19 protein-coding genes, 3 tRNA genes and 4 rRNA genes are annotated in these 23,156 nt (G+C 52.6%); 12 read left to right on the top strand and 14 right to left on the bottom strand.

Annotated features, from left to right (window positions below; all coding sequences use genetic code 11):
* Window positions 1-13: 13 nt before the first annotated feature.
* Genes rsmB through def form a run of 3 tightly spaced genes read right to left on the bottom strand, consistent with a single transcriptional unit; the run spans window position 14 to window position 2,824 of the window.
* Complete coding sequence (gene rsmB, locus FCN45_RS17530) at window positions 14-1,300, bottom strand: 16S rRNA (cytosine(967)-C(5))-methyltransferase RsmB (protein ID WP_137386631.1); 1,287 nt, start codon at window positions 1,298-1,300, stop codon at window positions 14-16.
* A 45-nt stretch (window positions 1,301-1,345) separates the two neighbouring features.
* Window positions 1,346-2,290, bottom strand: a complete 945-nt coding sequence (gene fmt, locus FCN45_RS17525) for a methionyl-tRNA formyltransferase (protein ID WP_137386630.1) — start codon at window positions 2,288-2,290, stop codon at window positions 1,346-1,348.
* 21 nt (window positions 2,291-2,311) lie between these two features.
* Entirely contained in the window at window positions 2,312-2,824 is a 513-nt protein-coding gene (gene def / locus FCN45_RS17520) for a peptide deformylase (RefSeq protein ID WP_008104717.1), read from the bottom strand.
* Between the two features lie 115 nt (window positions 2,825-2,939).
* On the opposite strand from def, the gene dprA reads away from it, so the two are divergent.
* Genes dprA through aroE form a run of 5 tightly spaced genes read left to right on the top strand, consistent with a single transcriptional unit; the run spans window position 2,940 to window position 6,488 of the window.
* Window positions 2,940-4,064, top strand: coding sequence for a DNA-protecting protein DprA (dprA, locus tag FCN45_RS17515; RefSeq protein WP_110867590.1), 1,125 nt, complete (start codon window positions 2,940-2,942; stop codon window positions 4,062-4,064).
* Entirely contained in the window at window positions 4,036-4,509 is a 474-nt protein-coding gene (gene smg, locus FCN45_RS17510) for a DUF494 family protein Smg (RefSeq protein ID WP_007891699.1), read from the top strand. The genes dprA and smg overlap by 29 nt, the downstream gene beginning before the upstream one ends.
* A gap of 27 nt (window positions 4,510-4,536) precedes the next feature.
* Window positions 4,537-5,091, top strand: coding sequence for a type I DNA topoisomerase (locus tag FCN45_RS17505; RefSeq protein WP_101762573.1), 555 nt, complete (start codon window positions 4,537-4,539; stop codon window positions 5,089-5,091).
* Entirely contained in the window at window positions 5,088-5,663 is a 576-nt protein-coding gene (tsaC, locus tag FCN45_RS17500) for an L-threonylcarbamoyladenylate synthase type 1 TsaC (RefSeq protein ID WP_137386629.1), read from the top strand. The genes FCN45_RS17505 and tsaC overlap by 4 nt, the downstream gene beginning before the upstream one ends.
* A gap of 3 nt (window positions 5,664-5,666) precedes the next feature.
* A complete protein-coding gene (aroE, locus tag FCN45_RS17495; RefSeq protein WP_137386628.1) occupies window positions 5,667-6,488 on the top strand; it encodes a shikimate dehydrogenase in 822 nt (273 codons plus the stop codon).
* A 9-nt stretch (window positions 6,489-6,497) separates the two neighbouring features.
* On the opposite strand, the gene FCN45_RS17490 is transcribed toward aroE, so the two are convergent.
* On the bottom strand, window positions 6,498-7,052 hold the full coding sequence (locus FCN45_RS17490; RefSeq protein WP_137386627.1) for a gamma carbonic anhydrase family protein: 555 nt from the start codon (window positions 7,050-7,052) through the stop codon (window positions 6,498-6,500).
* A 492-nt stretch (window positions 7,053-7,544) separates the two neighbouring features.
* Here FCN45_RS17490 and FCN45_RS17485 point away from each other — a divergent pair.
* The 7 genes from FCN45_RS17485 (at window position 7,545) to rrf (FCN45_RS17455) (ending at window position 13,124) form a co-directional block, all read left to right on the top strand.
* Window positions 7,545-9,083, top strand: a 16S ribosomal RNA gene (locus tag FCN45_RS17485).
* Between the two features lie 73 nt (window positions 9,084-9,156).
* Window positions 9,157-9,233: transfer RNA gene (locus tag FCN45_RS17480), tRNA-Ile, on the top strand.
* Between the two features lie 143 nt (window positions 9,234-9,376).
* Window positions 9,377-9,452: transfer RNA gene (locus tag FCN45_RS17475), tRNA-Ala, on the top strand.
* 202 nt (window positions 9,453-9,654) lie between these two features.
* A 23S ribosomal RNA gene (locus FCN45_RS17470) occupies window positions 9,655-12,559 on the top strand.
* A 206-nt stretch (window positions 12,560-12,765) separates the two neighbouring features.
* A 5S ribosomal RNA gene (rrf, locus tag FCN45_RS17465) occupies window positions 12,766-12,881 on the top strand.
* 15 nt (window positions 12,882-12,896) lie between these two features.
* Window positions 12,897-12,972: transfer RNA gene (locus FCN45_RS17460), tRNA-Thr, on the top strand.
* Window positions 12,973-13,008: 36 nt separating this feature from the next.
* A 5S ribosomal RNA gene (rrf, locus tag FCN45_RS17455) occupies window positions 13,009-13,124 on the top strand.
* The 16S, 23S and 5S rRNA genes sit together here with 3 tRNA genes alongside, the layout of an rRNA operon.
* A gap of 156 nt (window positions 13,125-13,280) precedes the next feature.
* Here the strand turns inward: rrf (FCN45_RS17455) and FCN45_RS17450 are convergent.
* The 10 genes from FCN45_RS17450 to FCN45_RS17405 form a co-directional block, all read right to left on the bottom strand.
* Window positions 13,281-14,042, bottom strand: a complete 762-nt coding sequence (locus FCN45_RS17450) for an amino acid ABC transporter ATP-binding protein (RefSeq protein WP_061720213.1) — start codon at window positions 14,040-14,042, stop codon at window positions 13,281-13,283.
* Between the two features lie 8 nt (window positions 14,043-14,050).
* On the bottom strand, window positions 14,051-15,151 hold the full coding sequence (locus tag FCN45_RS17445; protein WP_137386626.1) for an amino acid ABC transporter permease: 1,101 nt from the start codon (window positions 15,149-15,151) through the stop codon (window positions 14,051-14,053).
* 15 nt (window positions 15,152-15,166) lie between these two features.
* Window positions 15,167-16,345 carry an amino acid ABC transporter permease gene (locus tag FCN45_RS17440; RefSeq protein WP_101762827.1) on the bottom strand — a complete coding sequence of 393 codons (1,179 nt, stop codon included), beginning with the start codon at window positions 16,343-16,345 and terminating at the stop codon, window positions 15,167-15,169.
* 66 nt (window positions 16,346-16,411) lie between these two features.
* Window positions 16,412-17,437 carry an amino acid ABC transporter substrate-binding protein gene (locus FCN45_RS17435; RefSeq protein ID WP_101762828.1) on the bottom strand — a complete coding sequence of 342 codons (1,026 nt, stop codon included), beginning with the start codon at window positions 17,435-17,437 and terminating at the stop codon, window positions 16,412-16,414.
* A gap of 542 nt (window positions 17,438-17,979) precedes the next feature.
* A complete protein-coding gene (fis, locus tag FCN45_RS17430) occupies window positions 17,980-18,276 on the bottom strand; it encodes a DNA-binding transcriptional regulator Fis (protein ID WP_007891954.1) in 297 nt (98 codons plus the stop codon).
* A gap of 24 nt (window positions 18,277-18,300) precedes the next feature.
* On the bottom strand, window positions 18,301-19,266 hold the full coding sequence (gene dusB, locus FCN45_RS17425; protein WP_101762829.1) for a tRNA dihydrouridine synthase DusB: 966 nt from the start codon (window positions 19,264-19,266) through the stop codon (window positions 18,301-18,303).
* A 364-nt stretch (window positions 19,267-19,630) separates the two neighbouring features.
* On the bottom strand, window positions 19,631-20,320 hold the full coding sequence (locus FCN45_RS17420) for a carbonic anhydrase (protein WP_137386625.1): 690 nt from the start codon (window positions 20,318-20,320) through the stop codon (window positions 19,631-19,633).
* Window positions 20,321-20,561: 241 nt separating this feature from the next.
* Entirely contained in the window at window positions 20,562-21,443 is an 882-nt protein-coding gene (prmA, locus tag FCN45_RS17415) for a 50S ribosomal protein L11 methyltransferase (RefSeq protein WP_137386624.1), read from the bottom strand.
* 11 nt (window positions 21,444-21,454) lie between these two features.
* Entirely contained in the window at window positions 21,455-22,900 is a 1,446-nt protein-coding gene (gene panF / locus FCN45_RS17410; protein WP_101762832.1) for a sodium/pantothenate symporter, read from the bottom strand.
* Window positions 22,890-23,132: a YhdT family protein gene (locus FCN45_RS17405; protein ID WP_101762833.1), complete on the bottom strand. Its 243-nt coding sequence runs from the start codon at window positions 23,130-23,132 to the stop codon at window positions 22,890-22,892. Before FCN45_RS17405 ends, panF begins: the two co-directional genes overlap by 11 nt.
* Window positions 23,133-23,156: the final 24 nt, after the last annotated feature.

Genomic DNA, 23,156 nt, shown 5'->3' with positions numbered 1-23,156 from the left:
AGTATGCGCAGCACTATTTTTTCATCAGCTTAGCGTAGAAGAAGCCGTCGCCGCCATCGATGGTCGGGAAAACCTGCCAGCCATTATCCTGGCCCTGTGGCAACGTCTCGGCCACGGCGTCGCTGTGCGCTGCCAAAAAGGCACTGATTTGATTGTGATTCTCTTCCGGCAATATTGAGCAGGTGGCATATATCATCGTGCCGCCAGATTTTAGACGCGGCCAGACGGCCTCAAGTATTTCGCACTGTAGATTCGCCAGCTCAGGAATATCACGATCGCGACGTAGCCACTTGATGTCTGGATGGCGGCGAATAACGCCTGTGGCAGAGCAGGGCGCATCGAGCAGGATACGATCAAACAGCATATCGCCACACCATTCTGCCGGTGTACGACCATCGCCCTGACGCACTTCGGCCTGCATGCCCAGGCGCTGTAAGTTCTCATGCACACGGAGCAGGCGTTGCGGGTCAACATCGACGGCTAAGACTTTGGCCTGCGGCGCGATTTCGAGGATATGCGTGGTTTTACCACCTGGAGCAGCACAGAGATCGAGAATAGTTTCCCCATTTTTTGGCTCAAGCAGCAGTGCGCAACGTTGTGCAGAAAGATCCTGCACCGTCACCCAACCTTGATCGAAACCCGGCAGCTGGCTGACTGGAGCGGGTGATTCCAGTCGCAATGCATCTTGTGCATCGCCAGGAAAAGCAACTTTCTCTTCTGCCTGCAATAGCGCCAGCCAGGCATCGCGATTGTAATGCTGGCGATTGACGCGCAGCCACATCGGCGGTCGCTGATTGTTAGCTTCAACAATCTGTTGCCACTGTTCTGGCCATGCCGCTTGCAGACGTTTCAGCAACCAGCCTGGATGCCAGTAACGTTGCGAGCCCTGATCGACTTCGGCTAACAGCGCTTCTTGCTGGCGCAGGAACTGGCGCAACACGCCATTTAACAGGCCTTTCAAAGCCGTGCGCTTCAGGACTTCAGCACCCGCCACGGTTTCTGCCAGCGCCGCATGGGCCGGCACGCGGGTATATAGCAGCTGATAGAGGCCAACCATCAACAGATAATGCAACACGCGCTGCTTACCGGTTAAGGTGCGCTCCATCAGTTTGCCGATTAAGGCTTCCAGCTGCGGCAGCGTGCGCATCACGCCAAAACAGAGTTCTTGCAGCAGCGCGCCATCTTTATCGGATAGGTTCTTTTGCGCGCTCGGCAAAATAGCACTTAGCGATTCGCCTTTGTCCACAACGCGTTCAATGAGTTGCGCGGCCAGGCTGCGCAAGTTGGTAGCTTTTTTCATGTTATTTCATCAAACAAAAAGCCCGGTCAAACCGGGCTTGGAGGATCAGGCCAGAACGGTTCCAGGTACGAACCATTCGCGGCGCGAATTGAGCAGGTCCTGAGCGGACATGGCTTTTTTACCGGCAGGTTGCAGCGATACCAGATTCAGCACACCATCGGCCGTTGCGATCTGAATGCCTTGTTTATCAGCATGGACGATTTCACCGGGTTGCTTGTTCTGATGCGGCAAAACCGTTGCCTGCCAGACTTTTACCGGTTGCTCTTCAATCATGAAATAGCTCATTGGCCATGGATTGAAGGCACGAATACAACGTTCCAACTGCGCTGCGGAAAGTGACCAATCGAGACGTGCTTCTTCTTTGCTCAGTTTCTCGGCATAAGAGACAAGCGCTTCATCCTGAACTTCTGGCCTGGCATTACCGCTTGCCAGCAGATCCAGCGTTAGCAGCATGCCTTGCGGGCCGAGTTGCGCCAGCTTCTCATACAGCGACGCGCTGGTGTCTTCAGCCGTAATTGGGCAGGAGAGTTTATGCAGCATGTCGCCGGTATCGAGGCCAACATCCATCTGCATAATGGTGACACCGGTTTCGGTATCGCCAGCCCAGAGAGAGCGTTGGATGGGTGCAGCACCGCGCCAGCGTGGCAGCAGCGAACCATGCACATTAATACAACCCAGGCGCGGCATCGCCAGCACGGCTTTTGGCAGGATCAAGCCATAAGCGACCACCACCATGATATCGGCCTGCAGATCGTCAACCAGATGCTGGTTCTCTTCAGGCTTCAGGGATTTTGGCTGAAATACCGGAATATCGTGCGCCTGTGCCAGGACTTTGACCGGGCTTGACGTAAGCTTATTGCCGCGTCCGGCTGGACGATCGGGCTGGGTAAAGACGCCAACAACCTGATGCTCAGAAGCAAGTAGCGCGTCTAAATGACGCGCTGCAAAGTCAGGTGTACCGGCAAAGATAATTTTGAGCGGTGCAGACACAGTTTAACCTTCAATGAGCACTTAATCTTCGCGTGCGTTTAGGCGGGCCAATTTTTCCAGTTTCTGTTTGATACGCTGACGTTTCAGTGGCGACAGATAATCAATGAAAAGTTTGCCATCGAGATGATCGATTTCATGCTGGATGCAAATCGCCAGCAGACCGTCGGTTTCCAGCTCAAAGCTTTTGCCGTCACGATCCTGCGCACGCACCTTGACCCACTCTGCGCGCGGCACAAAAGCACGTTGCTCAGGAATAGAAAGGCAGCCTTCTTCAATACCGGTTTCACCGCTTTTTTCCAGCAGTTCCGGATTAATCAGCACCAAACGCTCGTCACGGTTTTCAGAAACATCAATAACAATGATGCGCTGATGAATATCGACTTGGGTCGCCGCTAAGCCAATACCTTCTTCGGCGTACATGGTTTCAAACATGTCGTCGACAATACGCTGCACGTCTGCGTTTACGGTTGCCACCGGCGCAGCGATTTTGCGAAGGCGATCATCAGGGAAATGTAATACCTGCAAAACTGACATAAATATCCAGATCTGTATGCGTTGAAGAAAAGATTACTGCCTCATATTGTAGACTTTTTGATGTCTGATTGACAGCATTGCACCGCATGATAGCGCGGCTGACAGGGAGTGCAGCATGGAGAGAATTGAATGGATGCTCAGGCTGGCAAATGTGAAAGGCTTAAGCTCTGGAGTTGTCAGACATTTAGCTGAGGCATTGCAGGATAATGCTCAGGTTGATGACGATCTTTTACTGGATCAGGGATTAAACGAAACCCAGCGACAACAGTTTAAAGAGCTTTGTCCACGCCAGTTAGCACGAACACATCTATGGCTGGAGGATGAACAGCATCATGTAGTTACCTGTATCGACGAACATTATCCCTCGGCGTTAGCGGAAATCAGTCGACGTCCCTCATTGCTGTATGTCGCGGGAAATATGGACATCTTGCAGACGCCCCAACTCGGTGTCGTGGGCAGCCGTCACTGCACGCATTATGGTAAGCAATGGGGAAGCTGGTTTACGCAGCAATTAGCGCTAAGTGGATTGACCATCACCAGCGGCCTTGCGCGCGGAATCGATGGCGTGGCGCATCGGGCCGCGTTAGAAGTGCAGGGCAAAACCGTTGCAGTATTAGGCAGCGGCCTGCAGCATATCTACCCTAAAAGTCATCAAGCGTTAGCACGTGAGATCATCGCTGGCGGTGGCGCACTGATCTCGGAATTCCCCCTTGATACGGCACCGCATGCGGTTAACTTTCCGCGGCGTAATCGCATCATCAGTGGTTTAAGTCTTGGCGTACTGGTAGTTGAAGCCACGTTAAAAAGCGGTTCGCTGGTGACGGCACGCTACGCTTTGGAACAAAATCGTAACGTTTATGCATTACCCGGCGCGCTAGGCAATCCGGGTAGTGAAGGTACGCACTGGCTTATCCAGCAAGGCGCGCTGCTGGTGGCGCATCCTAACAATATCCTTGAAGATTTACATTCAACGCTGCAATGGTTGCCTGATAGCAGTTCAGAAACAATATATTCACAACACAGTGACGATGTGCCATTGCCATTTGCAACTGTGTTGGCTAACGTAGGTGATGAGGTTACACCTGTTGACGTCGTCGCTGAACGTGCCGGCCAACCTGTGCCAGTTATCGCAGCTCACCTGCTGGAGCTGGAGTTAGCAGGATGGATCGCAGCTGTACCCGGCGGCTATGTCCGATTGAGGAGGGCATGCCATGTTCGACGTACTTATGTACTTGTTTGAGACGTATATCCACAACGAAGCTGAAATGCGCGTTGATCAGGATAAATTGACCGATGATTTAACCGATGCCGGTTTTCATCGTGAAGATATCTACAATGCGTTGAATTGGCTTGAGCGGTTAGCGGATTATCAGGAAGGCTTGGTTGCGCCAGTACTCATGGCAAACGATCCGCTCTCAATGCGAATCTATACCGAAGAGGAAAACCAGCGTTTAGATGCAGAATGTCGCGGTTTTATTTTGTTCCTGGAACAGGTCCAGGTGCTGAATATGGAAACGCGCGAGATGGTCATCGAACGTGTAATGGCCCTTGATACCCTCGAATTCGATCTTGAAGATCTCAAATGGGTGGTGTTGATGGTGCTGTTTAACATCCCAGGATGTGAAAACGCCTATCAGCAAATGGAAGAACTGTTATTCGACGTCAATGAAGGTATGCTGCATTAATAATTTGCGATTGATGCAACCGGTAATATGAGTAAATCAGCACTATTTTCCGTGCCTAAACACGATCCCTGCCCCGCTTGCGGGGCAGAATTAGTCATACGTTCCGGCAAACACGGCCCTTTTCTGGGGTGTGTAAATTATCCAACCTGCGATTACATTCGCCCGCTGAAAAGTCAGGGAGATGGACACGTCGTTAAAGTGCTGGAAGGCCATGCATGCCCCCAGTGTGGCGCAGACAAAGTTCTGCGTCAGGGGCGATTTGGCATGTTCGTGGGTTGCAGTCACTACCCGGAATGTGATTACACCGAAACTATCGACAAGCCTGATGAAACAGCTATCGCCTGTCCGCAATGTCAGAGCGGTAAACTGGTACAGCGGCGCTCGCGCTATGGCAAAACCTTCTACTCTTGCGATCGCTATCCAGATTGCCAGTTTGTCCTTAACGCAGCGCCGGTTGAAGGCGTTTGCCCGCATTGCCAGTTCCCTTTATTAATAGAGAAGAAAACCGCACAAGGCATGAAGCGCTTCTGCGCCAGCAAACGCTGCGGTAAGCCCATCGTCCAGGACGCATCATCATCATGAAGCCAAGCCAGTATTCAGCGGGTAGTCTCGATTTTTGCATTGAGAGGCTACAGCAAAAGGAAGTTATCGCCTATCCAACCGAAGCTGTATTTGGATTGGGCTGCGATCCCGACAGCGAGAATGCCGTAATGGCGCTTTTGGCGCTCAAGCAGCGTCCAGTCGAGAAGGGACTCATTTTGATTGCAGCCGATTACGCGCAGCTGGAACCTTATATCGCCGACCGTGAACTCTCTGTGCTGCAGCGCGAGCGTATGTTTGCCAGTTGGCCTGGCCCGGTAACCTATGTAGTGCCAGCTTCGCCACATACGCCGCGTTGGTTAACGGGGCGTTTTGACTCACTGGCCATTCGCGTTAGCGATCATCCGGACGTACAGGCTTTGTGTCGCGGTTTTGGTAAACCTCTGGTTTCGACCAGCGCCAATCTTTCCGGCGAACCGCCTTGTCGTAATGCGGAAGAGGTTGCTAAGCAATTTGGTCCGCAGTTCCCGGTCTTACATGCTGAAACGGGTGGGCGACTGAATCCTTCTGAAATCCGCGACGTTATTAGCGGTGAACTTATTCGTCAGGGCTAACGTATGGAAAATTTTGCCGTATTTGGTCACCCGATTGCGCATAGCAAATCTCCTTTCATTCATAGCTTGTTCGCTGAGCAAACCGGCATTGAGCATCAATATGGCAAGGAGTGCGCGCCACTTGAGGGTTTTCCTCAGTCGATCGCCGATTTTTTTGCGCATGGCGGCAAAGGTGCCAATGTCACGCTGCCTTTTAAACAGCAGGCGTGGGAATTTGCCGATGAGCTTAGCGAGCGTGCGGCATTGTCTGGTGCGGTTAATACGTTAAAGAAAGATGCGCAGGGCAAGATCTTCGGCGATAACACCGATGGCATCGGCTTGCTCAGCGATCTGGAACGACTGCAGATGATCCATCAAGGCGATCGAATTCTGCTGGTGGGCGCCGGTGGTGCTGCGCGTGGCGTAATCCTGCCGCTGCTTTCATTCGGATGTTCGCTGGTGGTAGTGAATCGCACCGTGGCACGCGCCGAGCAGCTGGCAGAGATTTTCCAGCATAGCGGGGATATCAAAGCGGCCAGCTTTGAGCAATTAGCGGATCAGCAATTTGATCTGATCATTAATGCGACCTCGAGCGGTGTTGATGGCAAAGTTCCGGCGTTAGCCACATCGCTAATTAATGCGCAAACGCGTTGTTATGACATGTTTTATCAACAAGGTTTGACGCCATTCTTACTGTGGTGCCAGCAGCAGGGCGCGCAGCAGCTGGCGGATGGTGTTGGCATGTTAGTAGGGCAAGCCGCTCACGCTTTCCATTTATGGCATGGCGTGATGCCAGAGATCACGCCAGTGATAGCCAAACTAAAGCAGTCGATGCAACAGGGATAAAATTGGCGATCAGGAATGAGATTGGCTTTCCTGAGAGAGATATTCATTCTTCCAACCGACATAGTTATTGGATGAGTAAAGCAGCCCGGCGATTTCCGCTTCACTGAGTGGGCGGACCTGCTTAACCGGGCTGCCTAAATACAGGTAGCCACTTTCCAGTCGTTTACCTGGCGGCACCAAACTGCCAGCGCCAATCATCACATCATCTTCAACGATCACGCCGTCCAGCAGAATGGATCCCATTCCAACCAGTACGCGATTGCCGATAGTACAGCCGTGCAGCATCGCTTTATGCCCTACCGTGACATCTTCGCCAACAATCAGCGGATAACCTTCCGGATTGCTGCTGGACTTGTGAGTGACGTGCAGTACGCTGCCATCCTGAATATTGCTTCTTTTGCCTATCACCACTTTATTGACGTCACCACGAATCGCAACCAGCGGCCAGATGCTAACGTCATCGTCGAGTTGTACTTCACCCACCACCACGCTGCTGTTATCGATCATCACGCGATCGCCTTGTTGCGGGAAATGGTTCTTATAAGGTCGTAGGGCTGTGGACATGATCTTCTCCTTTTACGTTTTTACCCAAGCCTGCGGCTTAAAAGGCGGATAAACAAGATGATTTTTGAGCGGATCGCTCGCGATCGCAGCGAAAAGAGTGAAAACTCGCCAGTCGATTAAAAAGATCGAAAAAAGGGGTTGTGCAAAAAATTCGGATCCCTATAATGCGCCACCACTGAGACGGCAAAGCGGCAACGCAGACGACTCAGCAGGGAGTGAAGAAATTCATCCCGCCGGATGAAAACGCTGAAAAAAGTGTTTGACTCCGAAGGAGAGTAGCGTAGTATACGCCACCTCGCGACAGACGGTTCAGCCGCTGTTCGCAACGCTCTTTAACAATTTATCAGACAATCTGTGTGGGCACTCGCAGGATTGATATCCGCGTCTCCGGACGCAAAAAAATATCAAAGCCTCACGAGTGAACACATAATGAAATTCATTATGACGTTTTACAGATGAGCACCGCTGAACTGGTTTCAGCAAATCAAACTTAAATTGAAGAGTTTGATCATGGCTCAGATTGAACGCTGGCGGCAGGCCTAACACATGCAAGTCGAACGGTAGCACAGAGAGCTTGCTCTCGGGTGACGAGTGGCGGACGGGTGAGTAACGTCTGGGAAACTGCCCGATGGAGGGGGATAACTACTGGAAACGGTAGCTAATACCGCATAACGTCGCAAGACCAAAGTGGGGGACCTTCGGGCCTCACACCATCGGATGTGCCCAGATGGGATTAGCTAGTAGGTGGGGTAATGGCTCACCTAGGCGACGATCCCTAGCTGGTCTGAGAGGATGACCAGCCACACTGGAACTGAGACACGGTCCAGACTCCTACGGGAGGCAGCAGTGGGGAATATTGCACAATGGGCGCAAGCCTGATGCAGCCATGCCGCGTGTATGAAGAAGGCCTTCGGGTTGTAAAGTACTTTCAGCGGGGAGGAAGGCGGTGAAGTTAATAGCTTCACCGATTGACGTTACCCGCAGAAGAAGCACCGGCTAACTCCGTGCCAGCAGCCGCGGTAATACGGAGGGTGCAAGCGTTAATCGGAATTACTGGGCGTAAAGCGCACGCAGGCGGTCTGTCAAGTCGGATGTGAAATCCCCGGGCTTAACCTGGGAACTGCATTCGAAACTGGCAGGCTGGAGTCTTGTAGAGGGGGTAGAATTCCAGGTGTAGCGGTGAAATGCGTAGAGATCTGGAGGAATACCGGTGGCGAAGGCGGCCCCCTGGACAAAGACTGACGCTCAGGTGCGAAAGCGTGGGGAGCAAACAGGATTAGATACCCTGGTAGTCCACGCCGTAAACGATGTCGACTTGGAGGTTGTTCCCTTGAGGAGTGGCTTCCGGAGCTAACGCGTTAAGTCGACCGCCTGGGGAGTACGGCCGCAAGGTTAAAACTCAAATGAATTGACGGGGGCCCGCACAAGCGGTGGAGCATGTGGTTTAATTCGATGCAACGCGAAGAACCTTACCTACTCTTGACATCCAGAGAACTTAGCAGAGATGCTTTGGTGCCTTCGGGAACTCTGAGACAGGTGCTGCATGGCTGTCGTCAGCTCGTGTTGTGAAATGTTGGGTTAAGTCCCGCAACGAGCGCAACCCTTATCCTTTGTTGCCAGCGGTCCGGCCGGGAACTCAAAGGAGACTGCCAGTGATAAACTGGAGGAAGGTGGGGATGACGTCAAGTCATCATGGCCCTTACGAGTAGGGCTACACACGTGCTACAATGGCGCATACAAAGAGAAGCGACCTCGCGAGAGCAAGCGGACCTCATAAAGTGCGTCGTAGTCCGGATCGGAGTCTGCAACTCGACTCCGTGAAGTCGGAATCGCTAGTAATCGTAGATCAGAATGCTACGGTGAATACGTTCCCGGGCCTTGTACACACCGCCCGTCACACCATGGGAGTGGGTTGCAAAAGAAGTAGGTAGCTTAACCTTCGGGAGGGCGCTTACCACTTTGTGATTCATGACTGGGGTGAAGTCGTAACAAGGTAACCGTAGGGGAACCTGCGGTTGGATCACCTCCTTACCTGAAGATACCTTCCCGCGAAGTGCTCACACAGATTGTCTGATAGAAAGTAACGAGCAGAAAAAACCTCTACAGGCTTGTAGCTCAGGTGGTTAGAGCGCACCCCTGATAAGGGTGAGGTCGGTGGTTCAAGTCCACTCAGGCCTACCAAATTTCTTCTCATGCTGCGTTAAAGCGCCGCTCGTATAGTGAACTATACGTCGCGCCACTTTGCCTTGCCTGAAAAGAAATTACCGTTTGTCAAAAACGGAACTCCTGGTGAGTGGTAGTAGTGGTCTCTGCAGTAACTGTATGGGGCTATAGCTCAGCTGGGAGAGCGCCTGCCTTGCACGCAGGAGGTCAGCGGTTCGATCCCGCTTAGCTCCACCATTACAGTGACTCAAAACAATACTTCAGAGCAAACCGGAAACGGTGTGCTGCGAAGTATTATGCTCTTTAACAATCCGGAACAAGCTGAAAATTGAAACGACGTATCGTCTTCATTCTCCGTAATAAGAATGAAGCGGCGATATGTTCGAGTCTCTCAAATGCTTGCAGTCTGCACGCGTTGCAAAACGCCTGTGGGTTGTGAGGTTAAGCGACTAAGCGTACACGGTGGATGCCCTGGCAGTCAGAGGCGATGAAGGACGTGCTAATCTGCGTAAAGCGTCGGTAAGGTGATATGAACCGCTACAGCCGACGATGTCCGAATGGGGAAACCCGGTGCACCCAGTGCATCATCGCAACATGAATACATAGTGTTGCGAGGCGAACCCGGGGAACTGAAACATCTAAGTACCCGGAGGAAAAGAAATCAACCGAGATTCCCCCAGTAGCGGCGAGCGAACGGGGAACAGCCCAGAACCTGAATCAGTTTGTGCGTTAGTGGAAGCGTCTGGAAAGTCGCGCGATACCGGGTGATAGCCCCGTACACGAAAGTGCACATTCTGTGAGTTCGAAGAGTAGGGCGGGACACGTGGTATCCTGTCTGAATATGGGGGGACCATCCTCCAAGGCTAAATACTCCTGACTGACCGATAGTGAACCAGTACCGTGAGGGAAAGGCGAAAAGAACCCCGGCGAGGGGAGTGAAACAGAACCTGAAACCGTGTACGTACAAGCAGTGGGAGCCTCTTTATGGGGTGACTGCGTACCTTTTGTATAATGGGTCAGCGACTTATATTCTGTAGCAAGGTTAACCGTATAGGGGAGCCGCAGGGAAACCGAGTCTTAACTGGGCGTTAAGTTGCAGGGTATAGACCCGAAACCCGGTGATCTAGCCATGGGCAGGTTGAAGGTTGGGTAACACTAACTGGAGGACCGAACCGACTAATGTTGAAAAATTAGCGGATGACTTGTGGCTGGGGGTGAAAGGCCAATCAAACCGGGAGATAGCTGGTTCTCCCCGAAAGCTATTTAGGTAGCGCCTCGTGAACTCATCTCCGGGGGTAGAGCACTGTTTCGGCTAGGGGGCCATCCCGGCTTACCAACCCGATGCAAACTGCGAATACCGGAGAATGTTATCACGGGAGACACACGGCGGGTGCTAACGTCCGTCGTGAAGAGGGAAACAACCCAGACCGCCAGCTAAGGTCCCAAAGTCATGGTTAAGTGGGAAACGATGTGGGAAGGCACAGACAGCCAGGATGTTGGCTTAGAAGCAGCCATCATTTAAAGAAAGCGTAATAGCTCACTGGTCGAGTCGGCCTGCGCGGAAGATGTAACGGGGCTAAACCATGCACCGAAGCTGCGGCAGCGACGCGTATGCGTTGTTGGGTAGGGGAGCGTTCTGTAAGCCGTTGAAGGTGTGCTGTGAGGCATGCTGGAGGTATCAGAAGTGCGAATGCTGACATAAGTAACGATAAAGCGGGTGAAAAGCCCGCTCGCCGGAAGACCAAGGGTTCCTGTTCAACGTTAATCGGAGCAGGGTGAGTCGACCCCTAAGGCGAGGCTGAAAAGCGTAGTCGATGGGAAGCAGGTTAATATTCCTGCACTTGGTGTTACTGCGAAGGGGGACGGAGAAGGCTAGGTTATCCGGGCGACGGTTGTCCCGGTTTAAGCGTGTAGGCGGAGAGTTCAGGTAAATCCGGACTCTTATTAACGCTGAGGCGTGACGACGAGCCACCACGGTGGTGAAGTAACTGATGCCCTGCTTCCAGGAAAAGCCTCTAAGCTCCAGGTAACACGAAATCGTACCCCAAACCGACACAGGTGGTCAGGTAGAGAATACCAAGGCGCTTGAGAGAACTCGGGTGAAGGAACTAGGCAAAATGGTGCCGTAACTTCGGGAGAAGGCACGCTGTCATCAGGTGAAGTCCCTCGCGGATGGAGCTGAAGGCAGTCGAAGATACCAGCTGGCTGCAACTGTTTATTAAAAACACAGCACTGTGCAAACACGAAAGTGGACGTATACGGTGTGACGCCTGCCCGGTGCCGGAAGGTTAATTGATGGGGTTATCCGCAAGGAGAAGCTCTTGATCGAAGCCCCGGTAAACGGCGGCCGTAACTATAACGGTCCTAAGGTAGCGAAATTCCTTGTCGGGTAAGTTCCGACCTGCACGAATGGCGTAATGATGGCCAGGCTGTCTCCACCCGAGACTCAGTGAAATTGAAATCGCTGTGAAGATGCAGTGTACCCGCGGCAAGACGGAAAGACCCCGTGAACCTTTACTATAGCTTGACACTGAACATTGAGCCTTGATGTGTAGGATAGGTGGGAGGCTTTGAAGCGTGGACGCCAGTCTGCGTGGAGCCAACCTTGAAATACCACCCTTTAATGTTTGATGTTCTAACGTAGGCCCGTAATCCGGGCTGCGGACAGTGTCTGGTGGGTAGTTTGACTGGGGCGGTCTCCTCCCAAAGAGTAACGGAGGAGCACGAAGGTTGGCTAATCCTGGTCGGACATCAGGAGGTTAGTGCAATGGCATAAGCCAGCTTGACTGCGAGAGTGACGGCTCGAGCAGGTGCGAAAGCAGGTCATAGTGATCCGGTGGTTCTGAATGGAAGGGCCATCGCTCAACGGATAAAAGGTACTCCGGGGATAACAGGCTGATACCGCCCAAGAGTTCATATCGACGGCGGTGTTTGGCACCTCGATGTCGGCTCATCACATCCTGGGGCTGAAGTAGGTCCCAAGGGTACGGCTGTTCGCCGTTTAAAGTGGTACGCGAGCTGGGTTTAGAACGTCGTGAGACAGTTCGGTCCCTATCTGCCGTGGGCGCTGGAGAATTGAGGGGGGTTGCTCCTAGTACGAGAGGACCGGAGTGAACGCACCACTGGTGTTCGGGTTGTCATGCCAATGGCACTGCCCGGTAGCTAAGTGCGGAAAAGATAAGTGCTGAAAGCATCTAAGCACGAAACTTGCCCCGAGATGAGTTCTCCCTGACCCCTTGAGGGTCCTGAAGGGACGTTGAAGACTACGACGTTGATAGGCCGGATGTGTAAGCGCAGCGATGCGTTGAGCTAACCGGTACTAATGACCCGTGAGGCTTAACCTTACAACGCCAGAGGCGTTTTGGTCTGAGAGACCGGATTTTCAGCTTGTTTTACCGGATAAAGAATTAGCGGAAGCGAAGATTTTACGCTGAGGCGAGGCGCCGACCGAGACGGAGCGAGGGAGCATACTGAAGTATGTGACTGAGTTACGCGAGGGAGAGCAACGCGGCATCAGTGAAAAATATTCGTTTCGTGCAGCAAGAATTTGCCTGGCGGCTTTAGCGCGGTGGTCCCACCTGACCCCATGCCGAACTCAGAAGTGAAACGCCGTAGCGCCGATGGTAGTGTGGGGCCTCCCCATGCGAGAGTAGGGAACTGCCAGGCATCAATTTAAAGTGTGCTGATATGGCTCAGTTGGTAGAGCGCACCCTTGGTAAGGGTGAGGTCCCCAGTTCGACTCTGGGTATCAGCACCAGTTTTAAAGCGTGAGTTCGGTAAATTACAGAATTTGCCTGGCGGCTTTAGCGCGGTGGTCCCACCTGACCCCATGCCGAACTCAGAAGTGAAACGCCGTAGCGCCGATGGTAGTGTGGGGTCTCCCCATGCGAGAGTAGGGAACTGCCAGGCATCAAACACAGAAGCCCTGAACGAAAGTTCAGGGCTTTTTTGTATGCATCAGAAACCTTCAGCTGTCACTCACAAACCTAACCCAATTCAAATTGCAGTTATAAAAAAAGCCCCTGCTTTTCAGCAGAGGCGTTTCTTAATCTAACTCACTGGATATCAATGAATAACCTGTGACAGAAACGCACGTGTACGTTCTGATTTCGGATTGGCAAAGAACTCCTGAGGCGGGGCTTCTTCGACAATTTCACCCCGATCCATGAAGATCACACGATCCGCCACCGTACGCGCAAATCCCATCTCATGGGTAACGCACAACATGGTCATGCCATCTTCTGCCAGGCCAATCATCGTATCGAGTACTTCTTTAACCATCTCTGGATCGAGCGCGGAGGTTGGCTCATCAAACAGCATAATTTTCGGCTTCATACAGAGTGAACGGGCGATCGCCACACGCTGTTGCTGACCACCTGAAAGCTGGCCAGGAAATTTATGCGCATGCTCAGCAATGCGTACACGCTGAAGGTAATGCATGGCCAGCTCTTCTGCTTCTTTCTTCGGCATTTTGCGTACCCAAATCGGTGCCAGCGTACAGTTTTGCAAAACGGTAAGATGCGGGAAAAGATTAAAGTGCTGGAAAACCATGCCTACTTCGGTTCGAACTCGTTCAATATTACGCACATCGTGATTGAGATGGATGCCATCCACCACGATGCGTCCTTGCTGATGTTCTTCGAGGTGATTGATACAACGAATAGTGGTCGATTTACCCGAACCGGACGGTCCGCACAGTACGATACGTTCGCGTGGTTTTACTTTTAAATTGATGTCTTTCAATACATGGAACTGACCGTACCATTTGTTAACGTTTTCGAGTGTAATCATCATGGCATCAGCCGCATTAGTCATAGTTTGTGTCATGTTAAACCTCAGTGCGATGCACGCCCGGTGTGAAAACGCTTCTCCAGATACTGGCTATAGCGCGACATACTAAAACAGAAAATCCAGTAAACCATGGCAGCAAATACATAGCCTTCCGTCGACATACCCAACCAGGTTGGATCAACGGTGGCTTGCTGCACGCTACTGAAGAGATCGAATAAGCCGATGATGATCACCAGGCTGGTATCTTTAAACAGCGCAATGATGGTATTCACCAGGCCGGGAATGGTCATCTTGAGCGCCTGCGGTAAAATCACCAGCATCTGGGTTTTACAGTAGCCCAGCGACAGAGATTCAGCGGCTTCATATTGGCCTTTTGGTAGCGCCTGCAAACCGCCGCGCACCACTTCCGCGACATACGCAGACTGGAACAAAATCACGCCAACCAACGCACGCACCAGCTTGTCGATGGTAGTACCTTCCGCCATAAACAGTGGCAGCATCACCGACGACATAAACAGTACGGTGATCAGCGGTACACCACGCCAGAACTCAATGAAGATGATCGAAAGTGTACGCACCACCGGCATTTCAGAGCGGCGTCCCAGCGCCAGTAAAATCCCCAACGGCAGCGCGCCGGCAATCCCCACTGAAGCGATAATCAGCGTTAATGTCAGGCCGCCCCACTGGCGAGTCTCTACGCGCTCTAAACCGAAATAACCACCGTACATCAGGAACCAAACCACAATCGGATAGACCACCGCCCAACAAGCGATGTAGCGACCGCGACGCGGCATTGATTTGATGAACATCGGAATAATCGAGAGCAAGCCGATGACCAGCGACAGGTTGATGCGCCAGCGCAGTTCATGCGGATAGAGCCCATACATAAACTGGCCAAAGCGTGCATGGATAAACACCCAGCATGCGCCTTCTTTGGTACAGTCTGCGCGCGTCTCACCAATCCAGTTAGCCTGAAATACCAGCCAGTTCAGTGCCGGAGGAATCACGTTCCAGATAAGCCAGATGCTGAACAACGTCAGCAATGTATTCAGCCAGCTGGAGAACAGATTTTTGCGTGCCCAGAGCCAAGCCTTGCTAAGTGGATTGGTCGGAATCGGCGGTGTTTCATGTGTAGTAACAGACATAATGATCCCGTTCTCTTAACGCTCAACCAGCGCAATTTTGCGATTGTAGAGGTTCATCAGCAGTGAAATGATCAGGCTGATAATCAGGTAAACCGCCATGGTAATCGCGATGGTTTCTATCGCCTGACCGGTTTGGTTCAGCACGGTACCGGCAAACAGCGAAACCATATCTGGATAGCCGATAGCGGCCGCCAGCGATGAGTTTTTCACGATGTTGAGGTACTGGCTGGTGAGTGGCGGGATAATCACACGCATTGCCTGCGGAATGATCACCTGTCGCATGGTCACTGGATTAGGTAAACCGAGCGAACGTGCAGCTTCACTTTGACCATGTGGCACCGACTGAATACCGGAACGAATCACTTCGGCGATGAACGACGAGGTATAAACCGACAGCGCGAGAGTCAACGCGGCGAGCTCAGGGATCATCACGAAACCGCCGCGGAAGTTAAATCCACGCAGTTCCGGCACATCCCAATGCATGGCAACGCCAAACAAGGTATGAGCAATCAGCGGCAGCAGAATCAGCAACCCAACCGCAGCCGGCCAGGTGCGACGCAGTTGGCCGGTTTTTAACTGATGCTTACGGTTGTAGCGGAACAGCGCCACGCAACCCAGCACCGCTAACGCCAGCGCGATCAGGAATGGCCATGTGCCAGGTGCGTACTCTGGCCACGGAATATACAAACCGCGATTGCTGACGAATGCCAAATCAAAAGCGTTGAGTGCCTGACGTGGGCCGGGCAGGTTACGCAGTACCGCGAAGTACCAGAAAAAGATCTGCAGCAGCGGCGGGATATTACGGAAGGTCTCGATATAAATGGTTGAAAGCTTGCGCAGCAGCCAGTTCTCAGACAAGCGAGCCAGGCCCACGGCAAAGCCAAGGATCGAAGCGAAAACAATACAGAGCGCAGAAACCAGCAGGGTGTTGGTCAACCCCACCATAAACACGCGCGCGTAAGTGTCGCCTTCGGTGTAATCAATCAGGTGCTGGACGATGCCGAAGCCGGCACTGCGATCCAGAAACCCGAATCCGGAAGTGATGCCACGATTGGCCAGATTGATTACGGTGTTGTGGATTAAATATCCCACCACAGCAAGCACGGCAACAATCGCGACGATCTGGTAAAGCCAGGCGCGAACCGTAGGATTACCGAACGAAAAATCCCTTTTTACGGTTGGGCGTTGCGACATGTTAAAACCTCAGTGAAGATTACGCGTGGGCACCGCAGGATGCGGTGCCCGACTGGCAGAATGGAATTAACGAACTGGCGGAGCGTACTGGATGCCGCCCGCATTCCACAGCGCATTCTGGCCGCGCTTAATCTTCAGTGCGCTGTCTTTACCGACGTTACGGTCGAACACTTCCTGATAGTTACCCACTTGTTTGATGATGTTGTAAGCCCACTTGTTATCGAGCTTCAGGTCTTTACCGAAGTCACCTTCCGCGCCCAGCAGATGTGCCATATCCGGCGTAGTCGGTTTCGCTACCATGTCATCGACATTTTTAGAGCTGATACCCATCTCTTCCGCGTTCAGCATGGCATACAGCGACCATTTGACGATGGTGAACCAATCGTCATCACCGCGACGTACCACGGGCCCCAGCGGCTCTTTCGAGATCACTTCTGGCAGTACAATGAACTCGTCTGGCTTGCCAAGTTTGATACGCAGCGCATACAGCTGAGATTGGTCAGACGCGAGGGTGTCGCAACGGCCGCTGTCGAGCGCTTTAGCGGATTCGTCAGAGCGGTCGAAGGTCACGGGGGTGTACTGCATTTTATGGGTTTTGAAGTAGTCAGCCACGTTCAGCTCGGTATCAGTACCGGCCTGAATACACACGGTGGCGCCATCCAACTCTTTAGCACTTTTCAGACCGGCTTTCTGGTGCGTCAGGAAGCCGATACCGTCGTAATAGTTCACGCCTGCAAACAGGAAGCCCATGCCGCCATCGCGTGATGAGGTCCATGTGGTGTTACGAGATAAGATGTCTACTTCGCCAGACTGCAGCGCGGTGAAGCGTTCTTTCGCGGTCAGCGGGGTGTATTTCACTTTAGTTGCGTCGCCAAATACTGCGGCAGCGGCTGCACGGCATACATCCACGTCAATACCGGTGAATTTGCCGTTAGAGTCAGCATAAGAGAAGCCTGGCAGGCCGTCACTGATGCCGCACTGTATAAAACCTTTCTTCTTAATGGCATCCAGCGTGGTGCCAGCGTGCGCTTGTTGAGCAACAGCTAACAGCGAGGCTGCAGCAACCAGAGTGGAAAGCATCATCTTTTTCATAAAGCATCCTGTGTGGCGATATCGTGTGTTGTTATGTTTGCGCGCACTTTAATGTGCGCTGTTTTCTGTCTGTGGTGGTTAGCCATCCACAACTCTGCAAACCTGATGCCAGGTTTGCAGAATCCTGAATTCTCTGGAAAGATCTTTTAATAAACTGAAGCACTCAGAAGATTCTGGCTAATATGGCGCACCAAAAGGCAGCATGACGAGACGACACGATCACAAATAGTGCAAAAAGTTTCACTATATGGAAGCAGTGTGAGCTAACGCTCAGGAGTGGATGTATGAGTTTGCAAGCTTACGGCCGAAGCGGTTGAGGATCACAGAGAAAGCGGGCTGAAGGGTGATGAAAGGATAAGTGAGCGCGTAATAAAGTGAGGGGAAATGCGTTGCTAAGAAGGACGGGATATCACTGCTGCAATTGCAACTATCGTTACCATTACCGCGCCAATTGTTTCATGCGTTCTTAACCTCAGGAAATCATCGGCAGCAGAAACAAAAACGCCAGCCGCAAGGCTGGCGTTATCGCAGCAACGAACAGATTAGTTCATGCCGTATTTTTTCAGCTTCTTACGCAGGGTACCGCGGTTGATACCCATCATCAGAGCTGCACGGGTCTGGTTGCCACGGGTGTACTGCATCACCATGTCCAACAGAGGCTGCTCGACTTCTGCCAATACCAGCTCATACAGATCACTCACATCCTGACCGTTCAGTTGAGCAAAATAGTTCTTCAGTGACTGTTTAACCGAATCACGCAGTGGCTTTTGGGTCACCTGATCCTGAGAGTTAACGGTAGAAACGGTGAGTACGTCAGAATTTACGCGTTGTTCGAACATAGTTCTTTCAGCTCTTTATTTCGTTTACGCAAGATTTTCGAAGTATGCCTCCAACGCCTCCAGCTGTTCGCTGGCATCCTCTATGGCGTTGAATGTGCGCCGAAACTGGTCATCAGGAGCACTTTCCTGCAAATACCAGGAAACGTGTTTTCGGGCAATACGGTATCCTTTGCGCTGACCGTAAAAGTCGTGCAGCTCCCGTATATGTCCAATCAGCATTTGCTTCACTTCAGCCAGCGGCTTCGGTGCCAGCAGCTCCCCTGTGTCCAGATAATGCTGGATTTCCCGGAAGATCCACGGTCTTCCCTGAGCGGCACGGCCAACCATAAGAGCATCGGCTCCGGTATAGTCGAGCACCGCTCTGGCTTTATGCGGGTCAGTAATGTCGCCATTCGCAATAATCGGAATGGAAACGCTCTGCTTAACTGTCCGAATGCTGTCGTATTCAGCAAATCCCTCAAACAAACAGGCGCGCGTGCGGCCATGAATGGTGAGAGCCTGAATGCCACAGCGTTCAGCCAATTGGGCAATCTCTACACAATTACGATTTTCTTTGTCCCAGCCGGTACGAATTTTCAGCGTAACCGGTACATCCACTGCATTAACCACCGCGGTGAGAATCGACTCCACCAGTTGCGGATGTTGCAGCAGCGCTGAACCTGCCATCTTACGATTCACTTTTTTGGCCGGGCAGCCCATGTTGATATCGATAATCTGCGCGCCAGACGCCACATTAATGCGCGCGGCAGCAGCCATCTCATCAGGATCGCAACCGGCAATTTGCACGGCGCGGATACCAGGCTCGTCACTATGCACCATGCGCAAACGGGATTTGTCACTGGCCCAAACTTCCGGGTTCGACGACAGCATCTCGGAGACAGTCATACCGGCGCCGTTCTCGTAACACAGGGTGCGAAATGGCTTATCGGATACTCCGGCCATAGGCGCAGCAATGAGTCGATTACGTAGCTGATGTTGTCCAATGCGCATGAAAAAAGAAGTGACCCTAACTGTTCGCAAGGCGGCGTATATTACGCATTTTTTAAAGAAGATGAAAGGCCAAACTTTGAACAATTCGCTCTCAGAGAGCACGGAAATAGCGTTATCCAGTAAGGGATGAGTTATTAATCTTTATAATTCATGAGATTAAAAAAATATGCTGAAATTGTGTACAAAAATTTTTCTCAAAACATGACCTAAATCACAACATAAAAACCGCTTCTTCCGGTAATTAGCGAAAGAAATGACGCCATTATGATTATTAATTGAACTACTTAGTCACGTAGGGTTAGCGTCACTCCCCAGAAACCCACGTCGTGGAGGAGTGACAGATATAACCTCAGACATCAGGCAACTATTCAATAACCACGCGACCATTCAGCGGCTGTACTGGGCGACTGTTGCCGTGCTCACCTAACAGTTTGGCGAACGTTTTAAGCTGTTCAGTTGATGCCGAAACAGTTTGCTTCATCACTAACCAGCGCACACCTTCGGTACAAGGTGGCGTCGTCAACGAACCGCTAAAGCGATAGTAGTTCTTTTGACCCGGAATCAAAGCGCTGAGATTAAGTGGCTGTTGCAGCGCCGCCTCTTTGTTAACTTCAGGTGGCAGTTCACGCAGGATCTCCGCCAGCGCAGGGTTTTCCGCCCCGGCTTCAAACATCACGCCAACCACCGCCAGATGTCCCTCTTCGCTGGCATGGACGAAATGCGCGGCCAGCGGAAAGCGTTTGCCATCAATCAGATTTTCGCTCGGCGTATGGAAGTGGAACTGACGCAGCGTATAAGCTTCGCCATCCAGCGCGAGCGCATCGCCATCTTTGACGTTGATCTGGGTGGTGTGACCGTTATTGATGATGGATTTTTGTTTGGCTTGATAGCTCAACGTTAGCGGCGGCAATTGTCCATTCACCACCTTGCGGATATCGACAGGCGACTGGTTCACACCGCTTTTACAGGTGTGATAATCGGCGTGCAGATTGCCCCATTCATCCGGCGCTTCATAAGACCAGTTTGAGCTGTGAGCGTGCGCATACGATGCCATGCTTGTCAGCAGAGCGAATAAACAAAGTTTCTTTTTCATCATCCATTATTTTCAGCGATTTATCGAAGTGAAATGCCATCAAAGGCATTGCCAGCAGGGATAGCGCTATCGCCTGGAGCAGGATTGTAATGACTGAAATGTAAAGAAACGGCAAGGGTTGAGAAGGGCTGGCGCTTTGAGACGGGTCTCAGAAAAATAGTACGGCTTGCCAGTCAGTTAGCCCGACTGGCAAGCGGGCAGGTTAGCGGCGTACGCCGGTGATGCGGCACCACTCTTCTTTCTCTGCAACCGCGTCGAGCTCAAAACGCTCAGCGTAGGCTTCACACACGCTTTCAGCCTGGCTCGCTAACACGCCGGACAATCCAAGATGACCGCCGGCTTTCGGCAGCACGCTAATCAGCGGTGCCAGCTCACGCAGCGGACCCGCGAGGATGTTGGCGACCACCACGTCAGCCTGCAAGTTTTCCGGCTGCTGATGGGGCAGATAGAGCGCCAGACGCTCAGAGACGCCATTACGCTCGGCGTTATCACGGCTGGCCTCAATCGCCTGCGGATCGATATCAATGCCGATCGCCTGCGCCGCGCCCAATTTCAGTGCAGCGATAGCGAGAATGCCGGAGCCACAGCCAAAGTCGATCACCGTTTTGCCCTGCAGATCCAGGCCATCAAGCCAGGTCAAACACATCGATGTGGTAGGATGCGTGCCGGTACCAAAGGCGAGGCCCGGATCCAGCATCACATTGACGGCATTTGGATCCGGCACATCGCGCCAGCTTGGGCAGATCCACAGACGCTCACCGAAACGCATCGGGTGGAAGTTATCCATCCATTCGCGCTCCCAGTCTTTATCTTCGATCTGCTCGATCTTATGGCGAAACGCGGATCCCAGCAGCTGATGCTGGCTTAACTCGGCCACCACATCGCTCATCTCGGTTTCAGCGTCGAACAGGCCGATGACATCGGTATCGCCCCACAGCAGTGTTTCGCCCGGCAGCGGCTCGTACACTGGATTGTCGTGCGTGTCCTGGAAAGTGACCGACACCGCGCCAACCTCCATCAGCGCATCGCTTAGGGTTTCGGCGTTTTCGCCGGTGCTGTTAATTTTGATTTGAATCCAAGGCATAGCGTTTCTCTTTATTCCAGTGCCGCGGCATGCGTTGCAGGCGTGCGGCCAAACAGATTGCCCACCAGGAAGGCCAGCAGGCTTAAGGTCAATGACGGAACGATCGGGTGGAAGCCCCACCACTCAATATTCAGGCTGGCAAGCAGCGTATAGCATCCCGCGCCGACCAGCATGCCGCTGATCGCACCGGTGGAGTTGGCGCGCTCCCAGTACAAACCCAGCACCAGCGGCCACAGAAATACCGCTTCAAGGCCACCAAATGCCAGCAGATTCAGCCAGATAATCATATCTGGCGGATTCCACGCTGCCAGCAATAGCAGCACACCGAGCACGAAAGTGATGGTGCCTGACAGCATGCGCAGGCGCGCTTCATTTTCACTGTGCTGCGGGGCAATACGCAGGTAGAGATCTTTGATCAGCGTAGCGGAGGATTGCAGCAGCTGCGCGTTGATGGTCGACATAATGGCCGCCATCGGCGCCGCAAGAAATACGCCCGCCGCCATGGGCGGTAATACGGTAATCATCAGCGTGGGAATCACGCGATCGGGGATGGTGAGATCGGGCAAAATCACGCGTCCCAGCGCACCGGCCAGATGCATACCAAGCATCAGGATCACCACTACAATGGTGCCGAGCACAATACCACGATGCATGGCTTTGCTGTCTTTATAGGAAATACAGCGCACCGCGGTGTGGGGCAGGCCAATCACCCCGAAACACACCAGCACGGCAAACGAGCTGAGGAAGGTTGGGTTGATGACGTTGCCCACGCCTTCCGGTGAGGTCAGCTGCGGATCGATATCATGCAGTTTGGTTACTGCGGAGGCTAATCCGCCAGCGTGGTGAATCACTGCAAAAAGCAGCAGGAAGGTGCCGATCAGCATTACCAAACCTTGCATCGCATCGTTCAGCACGCTGGCGCGGAAGCCACCGAAAGCGGTGTAGAGCGCGATGGTGCCGCCGAAGATCAGCAGGCCGGTGTCATAAGGAATGCCGGCCGCTGTTTCCAGCAGGCGCGCACCGCCGATGAACTGCACGGTCATTGCGCCGATAAACGCCACCAACAAACTGATGCTGGAGAGCCAAATCAGCAGCGTGCTGCCGTAGCGGCCATACAACATGTCGTTGAGCGTCACGGCGTTGTAGCGACGCGCCAGAATGGCGAATTTCTTGCCTAACACGCCAAGCGAAAGCCAGACGGCAGGCACCTGAATCATCGCCAGCAGCACCCAGCCAAGGCCATATTTATAGGCTGCGCCGGGGCCGCCAATGAACGAGCTGGCGCTGATATATGTGGTGGTGATGGTCATGGCCAGCACAAAACCGCCCATCGAACGGCTGCCGAGGAAGTATTCGCTCAGGAAGTTGCCCTGACGCTGCTTGCGCATGGCAAACACCGACAGCGCGGCGATCAGCACCAGATAGGCCAACAGCGGAAGAATGATTTCAGAGTCCATCGTTATCCTCCAGCGACATGTCGCGGAACAGCACGCGCACCATCAGCCAGCACAACACAATAAACAGCAGCGGAGCGAACAGACACGAAAGCTCGAACCACCTTGGTAAGCCAAACAAGCCGATCTCATTGCCGCCCAGCCAGGCAGAAAGTCCCCAAACGGCAAGGTAGGCCAGCGTCAGATAAAGTGACCAGCGCGCCTCTTTGTTTGCTTGTAAAAAACGCCAATCCATTATGTAACCTCAAAGGCGACAAAA

The organism is Pantoea sp. SO10 (assembly GCF_005281435.1).
Taxonomy (GTDB): domain Bacteria; phylum Pseudomonadota; class Gammaproteobacteria; order Enterobacterales; family Enterobacteriaceae; genus Pantoea; species Pantoea leporis.
This window is presented reverse-complemented; position numbering and strand designations above follow the sequence as displayed.

Coding starts and splice junctions, on each gene's coding strand:
- FCN45_RS17450 (WP_061720213.1), bottom strand. CDS start 14,042: ATGACACAAACTATGACTAATGCGGCTGATGCCATGATGATTACACTC.
- FCN45_RS17445 (WP_137386626.1), bottom strand. CDS start 15,151: ATGTCTGTTACTACACATGAAACACCGCCGATTCCGACCAATCCACTT.
- def (WP_008104717.1), bottom strand. CDS start 2,824: ATGTCAGTTTTGCAGGTATTACATTTCCCTGATGATCGCCTTCGCAAA.
- fis (WP_007891954.1), bottom strand. CDS start 18,276: ATGTTCGAACAACGCGTAAATTCTGACGTACTCACCGTTTCTACCGTT.
- dusB (WP_101762829.1), bottom strand. CDS start 19,266: ATGCGCATTGGACAACATCAGCTACGTAATCGACTCATTGCTGCGCCT.
- panF (WP_101762832.1), bottom strand. CDS start 22,900: ATGGACTCTGAAATCATTCTTCCGCTGTTGGCCTATCTGGTGCTGATC.
- smg (WP_007891699.1), top strand. CDS start 4,036: ATGTTCGACGTACTTATGTACTTGTTTGAGACGTATATCCACAACGAA.
- FCN45_RS17405 (WP_101762833.1), bottom strand. CDS start 23,132: ATGGATTGGCGTTTTTTACAAGCAAACAAAGAGGCGCGCTGGTCACTT.
- FCN45_RS17440 (WP_101762827.1), bottom strand. CDS start 16,345: ATGTCGCAACGCCCAACCGTAAAAAGGGATTTTTCGTTCGGTAATCCT.
- dprA (WP_110867590.1), top strand. CDS start 2,940: ATGGAGAGAATTGAATGGATGCTCAGGCTGGCAAATGTGAAAGGCTTA.
- rsmB (WP_137386631.1), bottom strand. CDS start 1,300: ATGAAAAAAGCTACCAACTTGCGCAGCCTGGCCGCGCAACTCATTGAA.
- FCN45_RS17490 (WP_137386627.1), bottom strand. CDS start 7,052: ATGTCCACAGCCCTACGACCTTATAAGAACCATTTCCCGCAACAAGGC.
- aroE (WP_137386628.1), top strand. CDS start 5,667: ATGGAAAATTTTGCCGTATTTGGTCACCCGATTGCGCATAGCAAATCT.
- FCN45_RS17420 (WP_137386625.1), bottom strand. CDS start 20,320: ATGGCATCGTATGCGCACGCTCACAGCTCAAACTGGTCTTATGAAGCG.
- FCN45_RS17435 (WP_101762828.1), bottom strand. CDS start 17,437: ATGAAAAAGATGATGCTTTCCACTCTGGTTGCTGCAGCCTCGCTGTTA.
- FCN45_RS17505 (WP_101762573.1), top strand. CDS start 4,537: ATGAGTAAATCAGCACTATTTTCCGTGCCTAAACACGATCCCTGCCCC.
- prmA (WP_137386624.1), bottom strand. CDS start 21,443: ATGCCTTGGATTCAAATCAAAATTAACAGCACCGGCGAAAACGCCGAA.
- tsaC (WP_137386629.1), top strand. CDS start 5,088: ATGAAGCCAAGCCAGTATTCAGCGGGTAGTCTCGATTTTTGCATTGAG.